13 protein-coding genes and 2 pseudogenes are annotated in these 17,692 nt (G+C 72.5%); 7 read left to right on the forward strand and 8 right to left on the reverse strand.

Going from position 1 to position 17,692, the window contains the following annotated elements; all coding sequences use genetic code 11:
- Positions 1 to 533 precede the first annotated feature (533 nt).
- A pseudogene (locus ACZ9QC_RS28840) lies at positions 534 to 902 on the reverse strand (response regulator transcription factor); the annotation flags it as partial.
- A gap of 324 nt (positions 903 to 1,226) precedes the next feature.
- Between ACZ9QC_RS28840 and ACZ9QC_RS28845 the strand changes: the two are divergent.
- From ACZ9QC_RS28845 to ACZ9QC_RS28855, 3 genes are all read left to right on the forward strand, one after another.
- Entirely contained in the window at positions 1,227 to 1,907 is a 681-nt protein-coding gene (locus tag ACZ9QC_RS28845; RefSeq protein ID WP_472915770.1) for a carbonic anhydrase, read from the forward strand.
- The gene (locus ACZ9QC_RS28850) at positions 1,904 to 3,892 is read left to right on the forward strand and encodes a SulP family inorganic anion transporter (RefSeq protein WP_472915771.1); all 1,989 of its coding nucleotides are present in this window, start codon (positions 1,904 to 1,906) and stop codon (positions 3,890 to 3,892) included. Before ACZ9QC_RS28845 ends, ACZ9QC_RS28850 begins: the two co-directional genes overlap by 4 nt.
- 207 nt (positions 3,893 to 4,099) lie before the next feature.
- Positions 4,100 to 5,032 carry an oxidoreductase gene (locus ACZ9QC_RS28855; protein ID WP_472915772.1) on the forward strand — a complete coding sequence of 311 codons (933 nt, stop codon included), beginning with the start codon at positions 4,100 to 4,102 and terminating at the stop codon, positions 5,030 to 5,032.
- A 31-nt stretch (positions 5,033 to 5,063) separates the two neighbouring features.
- Here the strand turns inward: ACZ9QC_RS28855 and ACZ9QC_RS28860 are convergent, their stop codons facing one another.
- Positions 5,064 to 5,741, reverse strand: coding sequence for an ArsR/SmtB family transcription factor (locus tag ACZ9QC_RS28860; protein WP_472915773.1), 678 nt, complete (start codon positions 5,739 to 5,741; stop codon positions 5,064 to 5,066).
- 281 nt (positions 5,742 to 6,022) lie between these two features.
- Between ACZ9QC_RS28860 and ACZ9QC_RS28865 the strand changes: the two genes are divergently transcribed.
- The gene (locus ACZ9QC_RS28865) at positions 6,023 to 6,811 is read left to right on the forward strand and encodes an isocitrate lyase/PEP mutase family protein (RefSeq protein ID WP_472915774.1); all 789 of its coding nucleotides are present in this window, start codon (positions 6,023 to 6,025) and stop codon (positions 6,809 to 6,811) included.
- 54 nt (positions 6,812 to 6,865) lie between these two features.
- Here the strand turns inward: ACZ9QC_RS28865 and nirD are convergent, their stop codons facing one another.
- The 3 genes from nirD to ACZ9QC_RS28880 are packed head-to-tail and all read right to left on the reverse strand — an operon-like array spanning position 6,866 to position 11,031.
- Positions 6,866 to 7,216: a nitrite reductase small subunit NirD gene (nirD, locus tag ACZ9QC_RS28870; RefSeq protein ID WP_472915775.1), complete on the reverse strand. Its 351-nt coding sequence runs from the start codon at positions 7,214 to 7,216 to the stop codon at positions 6,866 to 6,868.
- Positions 7,213 to 9,813 (reverse strand): nitrite reductase large subunit NirB, encoded by a 2,601-nt coding sequence (gene nirB, locus ACZ9QC_RS28875; RefSeq protein ID WP_472915776.1) that lies wholly within the window; start codon positions 9,811 to 9,813, stop codon positions 7,213 to 7,215. Before nirB ends, nirD begins: the two co-directional genes overlap by 4 nt.
- Positions 9,814 to 11,031, reverse strand: a complete 1,218-nt coding sequence (locus tag ACZ9QC_RS28880; protein ID WP_472915777.1) for an NAD(P)/FAD-dependent oxidoreductase — start codon at positions 11,029 to 11,031, stop codon at positions 9,814 to 9,816.
- A gap of 480 nt (positions 11,032 to 11,511) precedes the next feature.
- Between ACZ9QC_RS28880 and ACZ9QC_RS28885 the strand changes: the two genes are divergently transcribed.
- Positions 11,512 to 12,297 (forward strand): sulfite exporter TauE/SafE family protein, encoded by a 786-nt coding sequence (locus ACZ9QC_RS28885; RefSeq protein WP_472915778.1) that lies wholly within the window; start codon positions 11,512 to 11,514, stop codon positions 12,295 to 12,297.
- A gap of 234 nt (positions 12,298 to 12,531) precedes the next feature.
- On the opposite strand, the pseudogene ACZ9QC_RS28890 reads toward ACZ9QC_RS28885, so the two are convergent.
- Positions 12,532 to 13,179, reverse strand: a pseudogene (locus ACZ9QC_RS28890) (class F sortase); the annotation flags it as partial.
- Positions 13,180 to 13,325: 146 nt separating this feature from the next.
- Positions 13,326 to 13,856 (reverse strand): hypothetical protein, encoded by a 531-nt coding sequence (locus tag ACZ9QC_RS28895; protein WP_472915779.1) that lies wholly within the window; start codon positions 13,854 to 13,856, stop codon positions 13,326 to 13,328.
- 316 nt (positions 13,857 to 14,172) lie between these two features.
- Between ACZ9QC_RS28895 and ACZ9QC_RS28900 the strand changes: the two genes are divergently transcribed.
- Positions 14,173 to 14,883 (forward strand): NADPH-dependent FMN reductase, encoded by a 711-nt coding sequence (locus tag ACZ9QC_RS28900; RefSeq protein WP_472915780.1) that lies wholly within the window; start codon positions 14,173 to 14,175, stop codon positions 14,881 to 14,883.
- Between the two features lie 318 nt (positions 14,884 to 15,201).
- On the opposite strand, the gene ACZ9QC_RS28905 is transcribed toward ACZ9QC_RS28900, so the two are convergent.
- A complete protein-coding gene (locus ACZ9QC_RS28905) occupies positions 15,202 to 16,875 on the reverse strand; it encodes a sigma-70 family RNA polymerase sigma factor (RefSeq protein ID WP_472915781.1) in 1,674 nt (557 codons plus the stop codon).
- A gap of 331 nt (positions 16,876 to 17,206) precedes the next feature.
- On the opposite strand from ACZ9QC_RS28905, the gene ACZ9QC_RS28910 reads away from it, so the two are divergent.
- A complete protein-coding gene (locus tag ACZ9QC_RS28910; protein WP_472915782.1) occupies positions 17,207 to 17,647 on the forward strand; it encodes an SsgA family sporulation/cell division regulator in 441 nt (146 codons plus the stop codon).
- The last annotated feature ends 45 nt before the right edge of the window (positions 17,648 to 17,692 follow it).

Genomic DNA, 17,692 nt, shown 5'->3' on the forward strand with positions numbered 1-17,692 from the left:
GGCGTCCCGTGCGCCGGCGTCTCGTACGCGGCCGACCAGTCGTACTCGGCGCCACCGCCTTCACCGGCGCCGCCCGCTCCTCGGATGCCGCCCCCTTCTCCGGTTCCGCCGGCTCCTCGGAGGCCGTCCGCTGCTCCGGTTCCGACTCCGCCCACCCCTCCGGCTCCTCCAGCCCCGCCTGCTCCTGCCCGATTGAGGTCCTCGGCTTCGAAGTCCCCGACCGACGTGAAGTCGCTGTCGGCCCCGAAACGGCTCCCGGCCCGGCGCCTGCCCCCGAAGCCGGCCCCGGCCGCCGATTCCCCGTGCGCCGCGGGCTCCGGTGCGGGCGCCGACCAGTCGCCGTACGCCGAACTCCCGCCCACGGACTCGAACTCGGCCACTCCACCGGGCCCGGCCCCCCGCCCGAGCCCGGTCCCGGGGCCGACCCCGGCCAGGTCGTCGGCCCCGGCCGGCCTCCCGACCCCCGCCTCGGCCACCACGACCCCGGCCACCACCTCGCCGCCCATGGTCCCGCCCGCGACCCCACCCGTCGCTCCGGCGCCCGGGCGCTGGTGGCGGCGTGACACCGCCCGTATCCGGGCGACCAGTTCCCGAATGCTGAATGGTTTCGCCAGGTAGTCGTCGGCGCCGAGTTCCAGGCCCAGCACACGGTCGGCCTCCTCGCCGCGCGCGCTGAGGATGATGATGGGGACGTCGGAGGTCCGACGGATCCCGCGGCAGACGTCGATGCCGTCCATGTCGGGCAGGCCGAGGTCCAGCAGGACGACGTCGCCGTGCGGACCTCTCAACCCGTCCGCTCCGGTGGCCACGTGGTGGACCGTCAGGCCGAAGTGCCGCAGCCCGTCGGCGAGCGGTTCGGCGATCGTCTCGTCGTCCTCGATGAGCAGCACTCGTACGCCCATGGCCGCCTGTCTCTCCAGAAAGTCGGGACAACACGAGAGCCGTGCTGTGGGGCGCCACGCTACAAGAGAACGAACAGCTCTGTGGAGGGAATCCAGAGCATTGTGAAATGACCCTCAGAAACCGCTTGTATTCGGTCGCCCGACCTGCGGCGCAGGGCTTCCTGGCTGAAATCTGTGGAAAATCTGGCGTCGTTTTAGTGTTCGCTTAACCTTCCTCTGGTCATCGCCCCTCTACGGTCGTCAAGGCAGGTCAGGACAGGTTAGGACAGGTCAGGACGGGTCAGAGCAGGCTGGAACAGCTCGGAACCAGTACAGGGAGGCACGATGAAGGCGTTGCTGGACCGCGCCCGGTCGTTCAAACGGCGGGTCGACTTCGAGAGCGACGAATACCGAAAACTCGCCGTCGGGCAATTTCCCGAGGCGCTGTTCATTACCTGCTCGGACTCGCGGGTGATTCCCGCGCTGATCACCGGGGCGCGGCCCGGTGAGATATTCGAGCTGCGAAATGCGGGCAACATCGTGCCGCCGCACGACGCGTACGGGGCCGCCTCCGGCGAGGCCGCCACCATCGAGTACGCGCTGGAGGTGCTCGGCGTTCAGGACATCGTGGTGTGTGGTCATTCCCACTGCGGTGCGATGGGCGCGCTGAAGTACGGCGCCGACCTGTCCGGGCTGCCCCGGGTGGACGCCTGGCTCGACTACGCCAGGCCCGCGCTCGAACCGGTCCTCGGCGATGCCACCGGCAGGGACGGCACAGGCAGTGACAACTCCGGCAGCGACAGCGGTAGCACCGGCAGCGACAGCGCCTCGTCCGAGGATCCCGCCCTGCGTGAGGTCGTCCAGCTCAACATCCGCAACCAACTGGCCGTCCTGCGGGACTACCCGGTCGCCCGCCAGCAACTCGATTCCGGACGGCTGCGGTTGCACGGCTGGTACTACGAGATCGACACCGGCAAGGTGCACGAACTCGACGCGGACGGCGACTTCCAGGTGCACGGCTCATGAGCGGGGCGCACGGGCGCCGGCACGCGGCGGGCGGCGGCGCCCACCGGTCCCACCGGAACGGCCGAAGCGGTGGACCCGGGTTACCCGGATATGTACCCGACCCGCCCCCGTACGCCCCGGACTTCCCGGAGTGGACCGCCACCGAGACCCTGGGCCGGGAGCATCCGGGCCGGGAGCATCCGGGCCGGGACGATGCGGGTCTGGACGGTCCGCCCTCCGGGCCCGAGCGCTCCCGCACCGGGGGCTCCGCCGGGCGCATCGACTTCGGTACGGAGATCACCGCGTCCCTCGTCGTCTTCCTGGTCGCGCTGCCGCTCTGCATCGGCGTGGCCGTGGCCTCCGGCGTACCGGCCGAACTGGGCATCATCTCGGGGGTGATCGGCGGTCTGGTGGTCGGCGCGGTGAGGGGCAGCACCCTCCAGGTCAGCGGCCCGGCGGCCGGACTCGCGGCGCTCGTCGCGGAGACGGTCATGGAGTTCGGCGTCGCGATGCTCGGCGTGATCGTCCTCTTCTCCGGCATCCTCCAGATCGTGCTGGGCCTGGTGAAACTGGGCCGGATGTTCCAGGCGATCTCCATCGCCGTCGTGCAGGGCATGCTCGCCGGCATCGGAGTTCCGCTGATGTTCAGCCAGCTGTACCCGATGTCCGACTCCAAGGCGCCGGGCGCCCCCCTGGACAACATGGCGGGCGTCCCCGGACTGATCGCCGACACCGTGACGAACCCGCAGGCGCTGATCGCGGCCGGGCTCGGGATCGTTACGATCGTGCTGAGCTTCGTGTGGAAGCAGGTGCCGGGGCCGGTCAAGAAGATCCCGGCCGCGCTCGTGGCCGTCGGGATCGGTATCGCGGTCGCCTCGTTGCCGGGCGTCGAGGTGAAGACGCTCCAGGTCGGCAATCTGCTGGCGTCCGTGGACGTGCCGGGGCCGGAACAGTTGTCCGGGCTGGCCAGTGCCGGGGTCATCACGGCGATCCTCACCTTCACCGTGATCGCTTCGGCGGAGAGTCTGTTCACCGCCGCCGCCGTGGACCGGATGCACGACGGACCGCGCACCCGGTACAACACCGAGCTCATCGCCCAGGGCGCGGGCAACACCGTCGCCGGCATCCTCGGCGCGCTGCCCATCACTGCGGTGGTCGCGCGCAGCTCGGCGAACGTGCAGGCCGGTGCCAAGACCCGTCTCTCCCGTACGCTGCACGGCCTCTGGCTGCTCGCCTTCGCGCTGCTGCTGCCGCAGGTGCTGGCGCTGATCCCGATCTCGGTGCTCGCGGGTGTCCTCGTGCACAGCGGGTGGAAGCTGTTCGCGCCGGAGCAGTTCCCGAAGATGTGGCGGCAGGACCGGGGCGAGTTCGCCGTGATGACGCTGACCACGCTGGTCATCACGGCGACCGCGCTGCTCGAAGGGGTGCTGTTCGGGCTGGCCGCGGGGGTGGTGCTGGCCGCGCTGCGGATGTCGCAGACCGTCATCCGGCAGCACATCGAGGACGACACCGCGAAGGTCGTCATGGCGGGCAACGCGACGTTCCTGCGGCTGCCGAAGCTGATCGACGCGCTGGAGGGCGCGGCCGCCTCCGGCAAGCCGCGCATCCGGCTGGACCTGCTCGGGGTGACCCACCTAGACCACGCCTGCCGCAGCCAGATCGAGGAGTTCGTGGCACAGCAGCGGGGGGCGGGGCTGCGGGTGGAACTGCTGATGCCGGACCTCACGAAGTCGCCTGCGGCGGCCGAGCCGAAGGGGGCGGTGGCCGAGGAGCCGGCGTTCACGGGGGCGGCGGAGTCGGAGCCGGTGTCGACGGAGGTGTGGGACTACGCGACGGTCGGTACGGCGGCGGTGGGCGGTACCGGGCGGCCGATGCCGACCGGGGCCGGGGTCGGGGGTGGACCGGGGCCCGACGCCGAGTGGTTCTATCTCGACACCCGGCCGATGCCGGGGGTGCCGGAGGGCCGGCCGTCGTTGTTGCGCCGGGGGCGCGACTGGGGGGAGTGAGCGGAGGGCTCGTGGGCGGGTGCGGGTCCGGTGGGGGCGGGCCGCGCAGTTCCCCGCGCCCCTGAAAAGCGAAGCCGGGGCTACGCCCGGCTTCGCTTTTCAGCCCGGCCGCGTGACCCACCGGAGCCTCCGTCGCCGCACCTCCCGCAACACCCCCACCCGGTCTACGCTGGGAACCGCCCCAGGAGCCCTCGGGAAGGCGGCGTCATGACCGGCTGGAGCGTGCGTGACATCCCCGATCAGCGTGGCCGTTCAGCCGTCGTCACCGGTGCCAACAGCGGTATCGGATACGCCGCCGCCAGGGAACTCGCCCGCCGCGGCGCGCATGTCGTCCTCGCCTGTCGGAGCGCGGAGCGCGGCGCCGCCGCCCTGGAGCGGATGAGCTCCGAAGTGCCGGACGGCAGCGTCGAGTTGATGCGGCTCGACCTCGGCGACCTCGGCTCCGTGCGGGAGTTCGCGGAAGCCTACGCGCAGGCGAGCGACCGACTGGATCTGCTCGTCAACAACGCGGGTGTGATGGCCGTGGCGCGGAGCCGTACGGCCGACGGCTTCGAGACACAGTTCGGGACCAACCACCTCGGCCACTTCGCCCTCACCGGCCTGCTCCTGCCGGCCCTCCTCGCCACGCCGGGCGCCCGTGTCGTGACCGTCTCCAGCCTGATGCACCTACGGGCGAACATCGACATCGACGACCTCAACAGCGAGCGGAAGTACGGGCGTTGGCTCGCCTACGGCCGCTCCAAGACCGCCAACCTGCTGTTCACCCACGAGCTGGCCCGGCGCCTGGCGGCCTGCGGCTCGGAGGTCGTCGCCGCGGCCGCGCACCCCGGTTACGCGTCGACCAACCTCCAGACGGCCGGACCCAGCGCCGAGGGCCGCAAGGGCGTCGAACGCTTCATGCGGGTCGGCAACCGCTTCTTCGCCCAGTCGGCCGAAGACGGCGCCCTGCCCACCCTCTACGCGGCGACCGCCCCCGCCGTGCGCCCCGACTCCTTCATCGGCCCGTCGTTCGCGATGTGGCGCGGCGCCCCGTCCCCGTCCCCGCGCGCCCCCTGGACCGTGGACGACCGGGCGAGCGAACGCCTCTGGACCGCCTCAGAGCACCTCACCGGCGTCACGTACGACGAGCTGAAGGCCTGACCGCCGCCCCGGCCGGGCCCGCCATGGCCGCCTACCCGACCCGTATCCCCAGCAGTTCCCGGAACGCCGCGCTCCCCACCGGCGTCACCTTCACCGCGCGCCCGGAGCCGACCCGTCGTACCCAGCCCCGGTCCAGCGCGGTGGCGCACAGGGCCGCGCCGAGGGTGCCCGCCAGATGGGGCCGGCGTTCGGTGCGGTCCAGGCAGCTCCGCACGAGGGGGCGCCGGGCATCCTCCCGGGGCCGGAAGCCGAGCGTGTCGGCGAGCCAGTCGAGGCCCGCCCGGGTGACATGAAGCCCCGCCGCGTTCGTGACCAGGGCCCGGGCGACCATGGCGTCCGCCAGGGTTACGCCCAGCCGCCCCGCCAGATGGTCGTAGCAGGTGCGGGCCCTGGCCTCGGCATCGAGCCGTACCGACTGGCTCAGGTTTCGCGGGCGGGTGTCGTCCGGCGCGTACGAGGCGAGGGCCTCGATCAGGGCGGCCGCCTCCGGGCCGGCGAGGCGGACGTACCGGTGCCGGCCCTGACGCTCCTCGGCCAGCAGCCCGCCCTCGACGAGACGGGTGAGGTGCTCGCTGGCTGTGGACGCCCCCACCCCGGCCACCCTGGCCAGCTCGCCCGAGGTCCGGGCACGGCCGTCCAGCAGGGCCATGCAGAAGGCGGCCCGGGTACGGTCGGCGAGGAGACCGGCGGTCTCGGCTAGCGGGGACATGCCCCTCATGATGCCGCGAGGACGTTTCGGCCACCGCCGAAGCGTCCCGCCCCCACCATCGGACCATGACACCCACACCCCGCATGCCGCCCCCGGCCTCAGCACCGCCCGCGCCCCGCACACAGCCCGCGGCGCCGCCCGCGCCCCGCACACAGCCCGCGGCGCCGCCCGCGGCCCGCGCACAGCCCGCGGCCTCTACGCCGCCCACGCCCCGCACCCCGTCCGTCACCCCCGAACGGCCGCCCACGCCCCCCACACGACAGTCCACGCTTCCCAGGGCCATGCTGAGCAGGGCACACAGCACGCTCTCGCCCTTCGCCCGACTGCATCACGAAGCCTTCCCGCTGCTGCTGCCCAACGCCTGGGACCACGCCTCGGCGGCGGCCCTCGTGGCCGCGGGGTTCCCGGCCGTCGGCACGACCAGCCTGGGCGTGGCCGCCGCTCTCGGGTTGTCGGACGGGGCCGCCGCCACCGTCGGCGCGACCGTGGCGCTGACCCGCCGCCTCGGGTCGGGCCCGTTCCTGCTCAGCGTCGACGCGGAGGGCGGCTTCAGCGACGACCCGGAGCAAGTGGCTTCCCTGGCCGTCGAGTTGTACGAGGCGGGCGCTGCCGGGATCAACCTGGAGGACGGCCGCCCCGACGGCACGCTCACCCCCGTGGAGGCGCACGCCGCGAAGATCACCGCCGTCAAGGCCGCCGTACCCGGGCTGTTCGTGAACGCCCGCACCGACACCCACTGGCTGGGCCGCGCACGGGAGGAGACCGCCACACGGCTCGCGGCCTACGAACGGGCCGGTGCGGACGGGGTCTTCGTGCCGGGACTCGCCGACCCGGAGGCCATCGCCGCGCTGACCGCCACCCTCGTCGTACCGCTGAACATCCTGTACACACCCACCGGCCCCACCCTCCCGGAGCTGGCCGCCCTGGGCGTGCGCCGGGTCAGCCTCGGCTCGCTGCTCTACCGCACCGCCCTCGCCGCGGCGGTCACCACCGCGACAGCCGTGCGGGACGGCCGCCCGACGGACCCGGACATCCCCTCCTACGCCGAGGTGCAGGGGTACAGCCGCTGAGGAGCGGGCCGGGAGCGGCCCGCGCGAGCCCGCCCCCCCGCCGGCACGACAGCGCTACGCGGCCCGCACCTCGTACGCCGTGATCCGTACGTCCTCGTCGTCCAGGCACTGCCCGGTCTCCAGGTCGAATCGCTGCTTCAGAAGCGGGGAGGCGACGAAGGGGCGGCCCCGGTGGCTGCCGGTGAGGCCCCGGGAGAGGACGGCGGCGCCACCGAACGGGTCGCGGTTGTCGATGGCGTACAGCTTGCCCGCGCGGTCGAGGAACAGCGCCGCCTGGTTGCCGTCGGGGAGCAGGGCGGCCACACCGCGGCCCGGGATCAGCAGGGCCAGGTCGCAGACCGTGAACCAGCCGTCCGTCAGCCGCAGTTGGACCTTGACGTCGATCTTCTCGGGGGCGAGGGTCATCGGGCGCTTCCTTCCAGGACATCGGCGGGCCGCAGGCCGATGGACAGCAGGGGCAGGTCGGGCTTGATCTGGTCGCGCTCGGGGACGAAGCCGACGACCGGGTCCGGGGTGTCCGGGGCGTTGACGAAGGACACGAACCGGGCGAGCTTCTCGGGGTCGTTGATGGTGGCGGCCCACTCGTCGGCGTAGTGCGAGACGTGGTCCGCCATCAGGGACTCCAGCTCCTCGCAGATGCCGAGGGAGTCCTCCACGACCACGTCCCGGACGTGGTCCAGGCCGCCGGGGATCCGCTCCAGCCACGTCGAGGTGCGCTCCAGGCGGTCGGCGGTGCGGATGTAGAACATCAGGAACCGGTCGATCAGCCTGATCAGTTCGGCGTCGGAGAGGTCCTGGGCCAGCAGGTCCGCGTGGCGCGGGGTGGCGCCGCCGTTGCCGCCGACGTAGAGGTTCCAGCCGTTCGACGTCGCGATGACGCCGAAGTCCTTCGACTGGGCCTCCGCGCACTCGCGGGCGCAGCCCGAGACAGCCGACTTCAGCTTGTGGGGGGACCTGAGTCCCCGGTAGCGCAGCTCCAGGTCGATCGCCATGCGGACCGAGTCCTGGACGCCGTAGCGGCACCAGGTCTGGCCGACGCAGGACTTCACCGTGCGCAGCGACTTGCCGTAGGCGTGGCCCGACTCGAAGCCGGCGTCCACCAACCGGGTCCAGATGACCGGCAGTTGCTCGACGCGGGCGCCGAACATGTCGATCCGCTGACCTCCCGTGATCTTCGTGTAGAGACCGAAGTCGCGGGCGATCTCACCGATCACGATCAGGCCCTCGGGGGTGATCTCACCGCCGGGGATGCGCGGGACGACCGAGTACGAGCCGTTCTTCTGCAGGTTGGCCAGGAAGTGGTCGTTGCTGTCCTGGAGCGCGGCCTGCTCACCGTCCAGGACGTAGCCGCTGGCCCCGATGGTCGGGGCGAGGGAGGCGATGATCGAGGCGACCGCCGGCTTGCAGATCTCGCAGCCGTCGCCGCCCTTGGCCTCGTCGCGGCCGTACCGGTCCAGCAGATCCTGGTAGGTGTTGACGCGCAGGGCGAGGACGATCTCGTACAGCTCCTCGCGGGTCTGCGAGAAGCAGCCGCACAGGCCCTTGTCGACGACGACGCCGCCGGCCTCCAGCTCGGCGGTGACCAGCTGGCCGAGGACCTTGACGCAACTGCCGCAGCCCGTACCGGCCTTGGTGCACTTCTTGACCTCGGGGACGGTCGTGCACCGGTGGTCGGTGACCGCGCCCCGGATCGCCCCCTTGGACACGTTGTGGCAGGAGCAGATGATCGCGTCGTCCGGCAGCGCGGACGGGCCGAGCTGGGCGCCGCCGCCGGAGCCCGCCGGGAGGACCAGCGACTCGGGCGAGACCGGGGGGACCGATCCGGTGAAGGCCTTCAGCGTGCCGTACGCCTCCGCGTCACCGACCAGGATGCCGCCGAGCAGCTCGCCGTCGCGGCCGATGACCAGCTTCTTGTAGATGCCGGAGCGGGAGTCGGAGTACACGACGTCCAGGCAGTCGGCGGTCGCGCCGTGCGCGTCACCGAAGGAGGCCACGTCGACGCCGAGGAGCTTCAGCTTGGTGGACAGGTCGGCGCCGGTGAAGGCGGCCTCGTCGGCGGCGATGGTCGCGGCGGCCGTCTCGGCCTGCTCGTAACCGGGGGCCACCAGGCCGTACACCCGCCCGTCGGCGGCCAGCGCGCACTCGCCGATCGCGAACACGTGCGGGTCGTCGACCGTGCGGCACTGCTCGTCGACGGTGATGCCGCCGCGCTCGCCGACCGTCAGACCGCAGTCACGGGCCAGCTGGTCGCGGGGGCGGACACCGGCGGAGAACACCACCAGGTCGGTGGCGAGTTCGGAGCCGTCGGACAGCTTCATGCCGGTGACCGCGCCGGACTCGTCGACGACGATCTCCTGCGTGCCCACACCGGTGTGGACCGACAGACCCATGTCCTGGATGGTGCGCAGCAGGGCGGCGCCACCGCCGTCGTCCACCTGCACCGGCATCAGCCGGGGCGCGAACTCCACGATGTGCGAGGTGAGTCCGAGACCCTTCAGCGCACCGGCCGCCTCCAGGCCCAGCAGACCGCCGCCGACCACGGCACCGGTCCGGGCCGTCCTCGCGTACTCCTCGATCGCGAGGAGATCCTCGATCGTGCGGTAGACGAAGCAGCCCGTGGCGTCCTTGTGGGGGACCGGCGGCACGAACGGGAACGAACCGGTGGCGAGGACCAGGATGTCGTACTCGAAGACCTGCCCGGAGCGTGCGGTGACCTTCTTCGACTCACGGTCGATCGTCTCGGCCGGGTCGCCGACGAACAGCTCGATGCCGTGCGTCTCGATGAACTCCATGTCGGTCATCGACAGGTCCTCGGGCGTCTTGCCCGCGAAGTACGAGGTGAGCGCCACCCGGTCGTACGCCGGGCGCGGCTCCTCGCAGAGCACGACCACGCGGTGCGTGGCGGTCAGGCCGCGCTCGGCGAGCGCTTCGAGGAAGCGCTGGCCGACCATGCCGTGGCCGACGAGCACGATCGTGGGGGTGGCCCCCAGGGTGGCGGACATTCAGGAGCCTCCATCGTTGGTGAGCAGGTGGAGCAGGGGAGCGCCGTTCGCGGGGAGCGGCTCCGCTCCCTCCCAGGCGCGGGCGAGCGCGCCGACGGTGCCGAGTTCGCCGACGAGCACCCCGCCGACCAGGCGGTCGTCGCGGACGACGACCTTGCGGTACGTGCCGCGCGTGGCATCCGCCAGCTGGATGACGTCGTCACCGGGCAGGGCCTCGGGCTCCCCGAACGCGGCGAGGTCGAGGAAGTCCGCTCCGGCGAGCGTCAGCCGGGTCAGGGCGCGGGTGCCGGTGTACCGGGCACCCGCGTTCCCCGCCAGCAACTCGGCCAGGACATCGGCCTGTTCGAGCGCCGGGGTGGCGAGCCCGTACACCGTGCCCTGGAACTGGGCGCAGTCGCCGATGGCGTGGATGCGCGGGTCGGAGCTGCGCAGCTCCTCGTCGACGATGACGCCCTTGTGCACCGCGAGCCCCGCCTCCTGGGCGAGACCCACCCGGGGGTGGACCCCGCAGGCGATGACCACGAGGTCCGCGTCGAGGGCGTATCCGTCGGCCATCGAGACCGACCGCACGCTCCCGCCGACGCTGCCCACGGCGCGTACGCGCGTCTCGGTGTGCACCTCGACACCGAGGTCGGTGAGGTGCCGGCGGACCAACTTCGAGGCGGACGGGTCGAGCTGACGCTCCATCAGCCGCTCTCCCTGCTGGGCGAGAACGACCTGGGCGCCGCGCAGGGCGAGCGCGCGCGAGGCGGAGACTCCGAGGAGCCCGCCCCCGATGACGACGGCCCGCACACCCGGCCGGACCGCCTTCGACAGCCCCAGACAGTCGTCCATGGTCCGGAAGGCGTGCACCCCGTCGGGGAATTCGTGCCGCTCCGGGTCCCAGAGGCCGCGCAGCGGCGGCAGCACCGGGTTGGAACCGGTCGCGAGGACCAGCCTGTCGTACGCGATCTCCACACCGTCCGCGAGATGTACGGCTCGCATCTCGCGGTCGATATGGACCACCCGGCCGCGCGTCAGCTCGGCAGGGGCGGGCAACGCGATGACCTCGGGCGCGTACCGTCCGGCCAGCACCTCGGCGAGCAGCACCCGGTTGTAGGGTGTGTGCTCCTCCTCGCCCACCAGCGTGGCGGGCATGCCGAGCTCTCCCAGCCGCCGGGCGAGACGTACACCCGCGAGGCCGGAGCCGATCACCACCACACGCTCGTTCGAGGTCATGTCCTTGAGCGTGCGGTGCCGGTGTTACCCGACCGCATCACATCTGTTTCCCACGAGGAACGCTGCCCTCCCCATGGCTCCGAGCGGTGTGTGAGGGGTTTCCGTACGGCCCGGGTGGGGTGTGAGGACACCCGGGACCACCGCGCTGACCTGGTGATACGAGGCTCATGCGGGCGTATACGTGAGGACGGGCCGAGGCGCGGGCCGACGCGGGCGCTCCGGGGCGCGGAGCCGTAGGTCACGTCGGGCGGTGCGGTACGTCACGTCGCGCGGGGCCGCGGCGAAACATTCCGGGGGCGGACCGGCGGTCGGCACGGGCGTACCGGCGGGGCGGCGCGGGCGGAGGGGCCGGGCGGGGCGGGCGGAGGGGCCGGGCGGCACGGGCAGAGGGCCGGGCGGGGCAGGCGGAGGGGCGCCCGACCTCAGAAGATCCTCAGGTCGATGGACGGCACACCCATCCCACCGCATAGGGTCGCGATCATGCCTGACATATCGCTGACCATGGTCGTCGTCCTGTGCGTGGCCGCCCTCGCGGCCGGCTGGATCGACGCCGTGGTGGGCGGCGGCGGGCTCTTGCTCCTCCCCGCCCTTCTCCTCGGCCTGCCGAACGGCGCCTCGGCCGCGCAGTACGCGCTGGGCACCAACAAGGCCGTCGCCATCGTCGGGACCACGGGCGCCGCCGTGACATACGCCCGGCGCACCCCCGTCGACGTGAAGACCTCCGTACGCATCGGCCTCGCGGCACTCGCGGGCTCGACGGCCGGCGCCTTCGTGGCCGCCGGCATGAGCACCGAGGTCCTGAAGCCCGTCGTGATGGTGGTCCTGCTCGCCGTGGGCGCCTTCGTGATCCTGCGCCCCTCCTTCGGCACGGCCCCCGGCACCGGCCCGGTCTCCGCGCGCCGCGTCCTCGCCGCGATCGGCCTCGCGGGCGTCGGCATCGGCTTCTACGACGGCCTCGTCGGCCCCGGCACCGGCACGTTCCTGGTCCTCACCCTGACCGCCGTCCTCCACCTCGACCTGGTCAGCGCCTCCGCCACCGCCAAGATCGTCAACTGCTGCACGAACGCGGGCGCCCTGGCCACCTTCGCCTGGAAGGGCACGGTGTACTGGCAACTGGCGGCCCTGATGGCGGTCTTCAACCTCGTCGGCGGGACGGTGGGGGCCCACACCGCCCTCAAGAAGGGCAGCGGCTTCGTCCGAGTCGTCCTGCTGACGGTCGTGTTCACCCTGGTGGCGAAGATGGGGTACGAGCAGTGGGTGGCGTGACTTACCGACTGGCCGACTGGCCGACTGGCCCATTGACCGACTGACCGACTGACCGACTGACCGACTGACGGGCTGACCGACTGACGGGCGTGCGGGGGTGGGGGCGGGCGCCGGTGATCAGCCGGTGCGGCTGCCATCGCGGCTGCCGTTGCTACTGCCGTCGCGACCAACGGCGCGGCTGCCGTCGCGACCAACGGCGCGGCTGCCGTCGTGACCAACGGCGCGGCTGTCGGGGCGGCTGCCGGTGAGGTGGGCGAAGACGACGATGTTCCCCCGGTAGCCGGTCGCCCGTGAGTATCCGCCGCCGCAGGTGATGACCCGCAGTTCGGGCCTCGGCGCGGCCCCGTACACCTTCTCGTCGGGGAAGTCGCGCGCGTCGTACACCTCCACCGCGTCCACCGTGAACAGGGCGGTCCCGCCGTCCCGCCGGTCCACCTCGATGGTGGCGCCCCGCCGCAGCGCGCCGAGGCGGTAGAACACGGCGGCTCCGTCGGCGTTGTCCACGTGCCCGGCGACGATCGCGGTGCCCCGCTCACCCGGTGTCGTACCGGCCTCGTACCAGCCCGCCAGGTTCTCCTTCTCGGCGGGTGGGACGTCGAGGCTGCCGGTGGTCGTCAGTCCGAGCCCCATGAGCGGCGCGTCGACGCGGAGGGAGGGGACGCGGATCCGGACGGGTGGGGAGGCCGGCAACGCGGCGGCCGCGGACCCGTCGTCCCCCCGTCCGCTCGACGTGCCCGACGCACCGCCCGACCGGCTGTGGGCCTGCGCGGCCGACGGCTGCGGCGGCGCGTGCGACGCGGTCCCGCTGCGCAGCAACCACGCGCCCGAACAGAGGGCCACCACGGTGACCCCGGCTATGACGCCATTGGTGAGCCGACGCACAGAAACCTCCTCATGGGCCGACGGGCACCCCTCGGGCGCGCCGCAAGCTGGTGCCCCCTTGTTCCTCCCCTCCGGGGCGAGGGGCGTCGGACCCGGAGGGGAGGAGGGGACGGCGGTACCGGCGGACGGACGGCGGAGGGTGTCCGTCAGATCCCGTCGCCTCTCGCCCGGCGATGCAGGAGCCAGGTACCGCCCGCGGCGGCGACGGCCAGGGCCGCCACACCCGCCGCGGTCTGCACGGGGTCGGGACCGAGTGCGCCACCGACCCCCGTCTTCACACTTCCCCTCGGATACGCCGGCTGTCCGGCCCGCGTGCCGGTGAGCGAGACGACCAGGTCGCCGGTGACCCGGGAGGCCCCGTCCGCGCAGGTCGCGACGATCTCGTACGTTCCCGGCTGCGCGCTCGGCGGCACCTCGAACCGCCCGTCGAGCCGCCCCTGTCCCGCGCCCGGGGTGAGCGAGAAGGCGCCGGCGCCGACCGCGCTGGCGTCCCCCGTGGCGGTACCGTCCGCACCGCAGGCCGCCGTGCGGACGGTGACCTCGTCGCCGGGGACGACACCGGTGGGGGACAGTTCGAGCCGCCCGGTGCCCGCACCGCCGTACGCGGGTGTGCCGGAGAGGGCCGCGAAGGCGAGGGCGAGCGCGGTCGTGGCCAGCGGCCGGGCGGTACGTCGCATCGTGCTGCCTCCTCCGAGAGTCCTCCGTTCCCTTCCGAGGTAAGTGGCTCTCCGCCCCGCGCGCTTGCTGATGGGGTGTCAGAAATGAGGTGAATGGGTGTCAGGGGGTGGGCGGGGAAAGACGGACCGGCGGATGTTTGGGCAGGTCATGGGGGTGCGCGCGGAGGGTGCGGAGAAAAGGAACGCGCCGGGCGACCGGTGGGGGTGTGAACGGGTGACTGGGGCCGGGGGCGCGGAGCCGTCCGCCGGTACGGGAACCCCGAGCGATCCGTCGCCGCTTGACCTGAAGCAAGGTTGAGGTATCACGCTGAGGCCCATGAAATCCGCGACGCACACCACCGACGCAAATCCAGCCCCGGCTCCCACCTCAGCGCGCGCGCCCGCACCCGCACCCGATCCCACCCCCGATCCCACCCCCACCCCCGATCCCACCCCCACCCCCGCTCCCTTCTCCGCCACGCCGGTGCGGGTGACGCTGGTCATCGGCAGCAACCGCACCGGCCGCTTCGGATCGGTGATCGCCGACTGGCTGCTGCGCCGGGTCCGGGAGCACGGTGGCTTCGAGGTCGACGTCGTGGACGTAGCCGAGGCCGACCTGCCGACGACGTTCGCGCCGACCGCCGAGGCCACGACACGACTGGCCGAGATCACCCCGAAGCTGGCGGAGGCGGAGGCGTTCATCGTCCTGACGCCCGAGTACAACCACTCGTACCCGGCGGCCCTGAAGAACCTCATCGACTGGCACTACGAGGAATGGCGGGCCAAGCCGGTGGCGCTGGTCTCCTACGGCGGCGTCTCAGGAGGCCTCCGCGCGGCGGAGCACCTCCGTCAGGTCTTCGCGGAACTCCACGCGCCTACGATCCGGGACACGGTCTCCTTCCACAACGCCCACGCCGCCTTCGACGACACCGGCGACCTCCACGAGCCGACGGCCCCGAACGCGGCGGCCCGGACGATGCTGGACCACCTCTCCTGGTGGGGCCACGCACTACGCGAGGCGAAGGAGAGGCGACCGTACGGGGGTTGAGGGACGCGGCGCCGACAGGGGAGAAGCGGAAAGCGCGGCGGGGCGAAGCCCCTGCCGCGCATTCCGAGGGGCGCGGCGAACTGCGCGAGAACCCCGGACGACCGGCACCTGCCCGCCAGCCCCGGCGCTACCAGGGAGGGGCGAACCGGGAGGACGGGCCGCGCCCTGAAAGGGGCGCGGGGAACTGCGCGAGGACCTCAGCGGACCTGCGGACGAACGACAGGCGCCCGGGGGGTCGAAGGGGCGCAGCCCCTGGGTGGGGGAGGGACGGGTAGGGGCGGCGGGGGCGAGAAATCCACGTGCCCCACCGCCACCCCTTCACCATCCACAACCGCCCCCAGACCCCCCGCCCCCACCTTCCGGATCCTCCGGCGACGGCTCGACGGGCTCCTCGGCGGGCGGCGTCTCCTCGGCGGGCGGTTCGACGGCAGGCGGGGCTTCCTCGGCAGGTGGTTCGACTACGGGTGGGGCTTCCTCAGCTGGGGGTTCCACCACCGGCGGTTCGACCACGGGCGGGACCTCCTCAACAGGGGGTTCCACCTCAGGTGGTTCGACTACGGGTGGGGCTTCCTCAGCTGGGGGTTCCACCACCGGCGGTTCGACCACGGGCGGGACCTCCTCAACAGGGGGTTCCACCTCAGGCGGTTCGACCACGGGTGGGGCTTCCTCCGCAGGCGGTTCCACCACAGGCGGGGCCTCCTCTACAGGCGGCTCCACCCCAGGCCCAGCCGGTTCCTCGACCCCTGGTTCCTCAACCCTCGGCTCCGCGCCCCCAGTCCCGTCAACCCCCGGCTCCTTGCCGCCAGATCCCTCACCCCCCGGCGATCCAGGCGCCCCTACCTCCAGCCCGCCCCCCTCCTCACCGGAGCCCACGCCCCCACGGCCGCCACCCGTACCCTCCACACGAGGCGAGACCACCACATCCGTAACCGCTCCCCGGTGCTCGACGACACCGGGAGGCACCACCTCGGGCCGATGCGGCGCGGGCGCCTGCGCGACCGGCGCCCGCCGCTCGGGACCCGCCCCCGAGTCGAGGGGCCCGAGCACGATGCCGGCCACGACCGCGGCGGCAGCCGCGGCCGCACCGACCGCCGCGACGGTGGGCACCTTCACCCCACCCACGCCACTCGCCCCGCCCGCCGCCTGCCGCACGGCATGCAGCAACTGGCCACCCCCGTGCCCACCCGCGGAGCCGAGCACCGCGGCCGTACCGGCGGAGCCACCCGTGAGGGCCATCAGCACCTTGCCCCCACCTCCACCCACGACGAACACCAGCAGGGCGGGACCGACGAACGCGGGCAGCCGGTCGTTCGTGCGCATCAGCACGGCGAGCCGCGCCCGGCAGTCGTCGCACGCATCCACATGGCTGAGCAGTTGCTCGGACTGCCGCGCGGTCGCCGTACCGCGCACGTACGCCGGCATGCGCCCCCAACGCACCTGGCACGCCGGATCGATCGGCGCACCGGGCTGCTCGCGCAGAAACGCCTGGCGCATCCCCTCGCGCGCTCGGTGCAGCAGGACCGCCGTCGCGCCCTGCTTCGCGCCGATGCGCTGTCCGACCGTCTCCAGCGGCTGCCCCTCCGCCTCGGCCAGCCACAGCGCCTGCACCCACCGCTCCGGCAGCTGGCCCAGCACCCGCACCAACAGATCGACGGAGGAGACCTGTTCGGCGGGGTCGGCGGCGTCGGCCACCCGGACATCGGCCTCGGCCCGCTCGGGAGCCGTCGGATCCAGCGGTGTCTCCCGCGTCGCGGTGGAGCCCACGGCCGCCGCGAGATGCCGCACCGTCGTCATCAGATACGCGGGCACGTTGTCGATCTCGTGCCCTCCGGAGAGCCGCCGCCACACGCGGAAGTGGGCCTCGGCGACGAGGTCCTCGGCGGTCCAGGTGTTCCGGGTGAGGGAGCGCGCGTACGCGACCAGGCGCGGATGCTGTTCCTCGTAGATGCGGGTGTACGCGGCGGTCGCGGACCCGGACAGGCCGTCGGTCATGGCGGGAAACGCTCTCCAGTCGCCTGTTGGATGGAATGACGACGATTTTGTATGTGGAGATGGCAAAAAACTCAAGCAATCACCCAAAGTGACGCGCGTCACAGCGGGTAACTTCGAAAGCGGCGTAATACATGGGGGCTTGGCGCGGTCGACAGGGTGTGTCGCCCGAAGAAGCATCTGGCGAACGCATGAACCCACAACATCCGAGCATCCGAAGTACCCGCAGCCGCTGAAGCATCCGCGGCTTCCGCAGTGCCGACATACCTGACGCCATACCTACCTGACGCCACACCTGACGACCTACCTGAAGCGCCCGAACTGGAGACCGCCCATGGCCCCCGCCCGGCCCGCCCGCCCGACGCCCCCCGCCCTCGAACAGAGCGCCCGCGCCCGACTGATCACCCCGGGCTACGACGAGATCCCGGTACGCACCACCCTGCGCTACACCCCGGCCGACCCCTTCGCCGTGCACATCGACTTCCCGTCCGGCTCCTCCGCCGACGGCGACGACGTGACGTGGGCGTTCGCCCGCACGCTCCTCGCGGAGGGGCTGACCGGCCCGGCCGGGATCGGCGACGTGCACCTGTGGCCCTGCGGCCCGGCCCACACCGTCGTAGAACTCCACTCCCCGCACGGCATGGCCATGATTCGTTTCGACACCCCCTCGCTCCGCCGCTTCCTGCACCGCTCGTACGCCGTCGTCGCGCTCGGCGCCGAGGACCTGGAACCGGCTCTCGACGACGGTCTGGCGTCTCTGCTGGGTGGGGTCTGACGCGCCGGCCCGGAGCGCCCGCTATGTTCGATCCGATCGTCCGGA

It is taken from the genome of Streptomyces sp. HUAS MS02, assembly GCF_055702265.1.

Excerpts from the sequence above, each read along its gene's own strand:
- nirB (WP_472915776.1), bottom strand. The coding sequence starts at position 9,813 with ATGTCCGCCACCCTGGGGGCCACCCCCACGATCGTGCTCGTCGGCCAC.
- nirD (WP_472915775.1), bottom strand. The coding sequence starts at position 7,216 with ATGACCCTCGCCCCCGAGAAGATCGACGTCAAGGTCCAACTGCGGCTG.
- ACZ9QC_RS28860 (WP_472915773.1), bottom strand. The coding sequence starts at position 5,741 with ATGTCCCCGCTAGCCGAGACCGCCGGTCTCCTCGCCGACCGTACCCGG.
- ACZ9QC_RS28910 (WP_472915782.1), top strand. The coding sequence starts at position 17,207 with ATGGCCCCCGCCCGGCCCGCCCGCCCGACGCCCCCCGCCCTCGAACAG.
- ACZ9QC_RS28850 (WP_472915771.1), top strand. The coding sequence starts at position 1,904 with ATGAGCGGGGCGCACGGGCGCCGGCACGCGGCGGGCGGCGGCGCCCAC.
- ACZ9QC_RS28885 (WP_472915778.1), top strand. The coding sequence starts at position 11,512 with ATGCCTGACATATCGCTGACCATGGTCGTCGTCCTGTGCGTGGCCGCC.
- ACZ9QC_RS28900 (WP_472915780.1), top strand. The coding sequence starts at position 14,173 with ATGAAATCCGCGACGCACACCACCGACGCAAATCCAGCCCCGGCTCCC.
- ACZ9QC_RS28880 (WP_472915777.1), bottom strand. The coding sequence starts at position 11,031 with ATGACCTCGAACGAGCGTGTGGTGGTGATCGGCTCCGGCCTCGCGGGT.
- ACZ9QC_RS28845 (WP_472915770.1), top strand. The coding sequence starts at position 1,227 with ATGAAGGCGTTGCTGGACCGCGCCCGGTCGTTCAAACGGCGGGTCGAC.
- ACZ9QC_RS28865 (WP_472915774.1), top strand. The coding sequence starts at position 6,023 with ATGCTGAGCAGGGCACACAGCACGCTCTCGCCCTTCGCCCGACTGCAT.
- ACZ9QC_RS28855 (WP_472915772.1), top strand. The coding sequence starts at position 4,100 with ATGACCGGCTGGAGCGTGCGTGACATCCCCGATCAGCGTGGCCGTTCA.
- ACZ9QC_RS28895 (WP_472915779.1), bottom strand. The coding sequence starts at position 13,856 with ATGCGACGTACCGCCCGGCCGCTGGCCACGACCGCGCTCGCCCTCGCC.
- ACZ9QC_RS28905 (WP_472915781.1), bottom strand. The coding sequence starts at position 16,875 with ATGACCGACGGCCTGTCCGGGTCCGCGACCGCCGCGTACACCCGCATC.